We start from the raw sequence: 2,807 nt of genomic DNA, 5'->3' as shown, positions 1-2,807 counted from the left end.
TACAAAGCCCATATCGGTTGATATCAGGACTTATTGAGATGACCGCAGCACCCTACCCCTTCTCGGCCCGCCATATCGGTCCCGGCCTCAACGATACCAGAGCCATGCTGGCCGCCATCGGCGTGCCCTCGATCGAGACGCTGATCAGCCAGTCCGTCCCGAAGTCGATCCGGCTCGATCGGCCGCTTGCCCTGCCGGCACCAGCGAGCGAGGCGGAAGCGCTGGCTGAGCTTTCGGCTGTCATGGCCGGGAATACGGTGCTGAAGAGCTTCATCGGCGCCGGTTATCACGGCGTCCATGTGCCGCCGGTTATCCAGCGCAATCTGTTCGAGAACCCGGCCTGGTATACGGCCTACACGCCCTATCAGGCCGAGATCAGCCAGGGCCGGCTGGAAATGCTGTTCAACTTCCAGACCCTGGTCACCGAACTGACCGGCCTGCCGGTGGCATCGGCGTCGCTGCTGGATGAAGCAACCGCCGTGGCCGAGGCGGTCGGCATTGCACTGCGCCATCACCGCGACAAGCGCACCAAGGTAGCACTTGCCGGCACGCCGCACCCGCAGACGCTGGACGTGGTGCGCACCCGCGCCGAGCCGCTCGGCATCGAGATCGATGGCGAGACGATCGACGACAACACCGCCGCCCTGCTTGTCTCCTGGCCGGATACATTTGGCGTCTATGGCGACCACAAGGCAGCGATCGACAAGGCACACGCGACCGGCGCTCTCGTCGTCTTCATCGCCGACCCGCTCGGCCTGACGCTGACCGACGCGCCGGCCAAGCTTGGCGCCGACATCGCAGTCGGCCCGATGCAGCGCTTTGGCGTGCCGATGGGCTTTGGCGGCCCGCACGCGGCCTATTGCGCCGTCTCCGACAGGCTGACGCGGCTGATGCCTGGCCGCCTGGTCGGCCAGTCCACCGACAGCAAGGGCCGGCCCGGATACCGGCTTGCCTTGCAGACGCGTGAGCAGCATATCCGCCGCGACAAGGCGACCTCCAACATCTGCACCGCGCAGGCGCTGCTCGCCAATATGGCGACCGCCTATGCCATCTGGCACGGCCCCGCCGGGCTGCAGGCGATTGCCGGGCGCATCCACACGCTGGCCAATCGTCTTGCCGCCGGGCTCAAAGCAGCAAACATCTCCGTGCTCGGTTCAAGCCGCTTCGACACGGTGACGGCCGAGGTGAAGGGCAAGGCAGCTTCGATCGCCGCCGCCGCTGAAAAGGGCGGCAGATTGCTGCGTGCCGTCGATGCCGACCACATCGGCATCGCCTTCGACGAAACCTCCACCGAGGCCGATCTCGACGCAATCGCGGCCCTGTTCGGCGCCAAGGCTGGCGCCTCCGCCGACAGCACGGTGCCCGGCAAGCCGCGCGGCAAGGAGTTCCTGACCCAGCCTGTTTTCCACGAAAACAAGTCGGAAACCGAGATGATGCGCTTCCTGCGCCGGCTGGCCGACAAGGACCTGGCGCTCGACCGCGCCATGATCCCGCTGGGATCCTGCACCATGAAGCTCAACGCCGCCGCCGAGATGATGCCGGTGAGCTGGCCGAGCATTGCCAATCTGCACCCTTTCGCCCCGGCCGCGCACTCGGCAGGCTACCGCGCCATGATCGGCGAGCTGGAGGGCTGGCTGTCGGAGATCACCGGCTTCGACGCCGTCACATTGCAGCCCAATGCCGGCAGCCAGGGCGAATATGCCGGACTGCTCGCCATCCGCGGCTATCACCGCTCTCGCGGCGACAACCACCGCACCGTCTGCCTGATCCCCTCCTCGGCGCATGGCACCAATCCCGCGAGCGCGGCGATGGCTGGCATGAACGTCGTCGTCGTGCGCTGCACCGAAGACGGTAACATCGACATGGACGACATGAAGGCCAAGGCGACTGAGCATGCGCAAAATCTCGCAGCGCTGATGTTCACCTATCCCTCGACGCATGGCGTGTTCGAGGAAGGCGCACGCGATCTCTGCGCGCTGATCCATGAGCATGGCGGCCAGGTCTATTTCGACGGTGCCAACCTCAACGCGCTGGTCGGGCTTGCCCGTCCCGGCGACATCGGCGCCGATGTCTGCCATATGAACCTGCACAAGACCTTCTGCATTCCGCATGGCGGCGGCGGACCCGGCATCGGGCCGATCGGCGTCAAGGCGCATTTGAAGCCGTATTTGCCCGGCCATGTCACCGAAGGCTCGGCGCACGCCGTCTCCGCCGCCCCCTTCGGCAGCGCCTCGATCCTGCCGATCACCTGGATGTATATCCGCATGATGGGCGCCTCGGGCCTGAAGCAGGCGACCGAAACAGCGATCCTTTCCGCCAACTACATCGCAACGCGGCTCGGTGCGCATTTCCCGGTGCTCTACAAGGGCAGGCAGGGACGCGTCGCGCATGAATGCATCCTCGACACCCGTGTGCTCAAGGAGAGTGCAGGCATCAGTGTCGACGATGTCGCCAAGCGGCTGATCGATTATGGTTTTCACGCGCCGACCATGTCCTTCCCGGTCGCCGGCACGCTGATGGTGGAGCCGACCGAGTCCGAGCCCAAGCGGGAAATCGACCGCTTCTGCGAGGCCATGATCGCGATATCGGCAGAGGCAGCAAAAGTCGCCAGGGGCGAATGGCCTTTGGCCGACAATCCGCTGGTCAACGCGCCGCACACCGCCGCCGAGGCGCTGGCCGGCCAGTGGAACCATCCCTACTCGCGCCTGGAAGCGGCCTATCCGGCCGGCGACGCCGACACGGCAGCCAAGTACTGGCCTCCGGTGTCACGCATCGACAATGTCGCCGGCGCCCGCAACCTGGCCTGC

The 2,807-nt window shown here is 65.8% G+C and carries 1 protein-coding gene; it reads left to right on the top strand.

Annotation, left to right across the window (positions count from 1 at the left end):
• Positions 1–38 precede the first annotated feature (38 nt).
• Positions 39–2,807 (top strand): aminomethyl-transferring glycine dehydrogenase (gene gcvP / locus EOA22_RS29790; RefSeq protein WP_127390438.1); only part of this gene is annotated, 2,769 nt, incomplete at its 3' end.

This window comes from Mesorhizobium sp. M7A.F.Ca.US.014.04.1.1 (assembly GCF_003998745.1).
Classification (GTDB): Bacteria; Pseudomonadota; Alphaproteobacteria; order Rhizobiales; family Rhizobiaceae; genus Mesorhizobium; species Mesorhizobium ciceri.
This window is presented reverse-complemented; position numbering and strand designations above follow the sequence as displayed.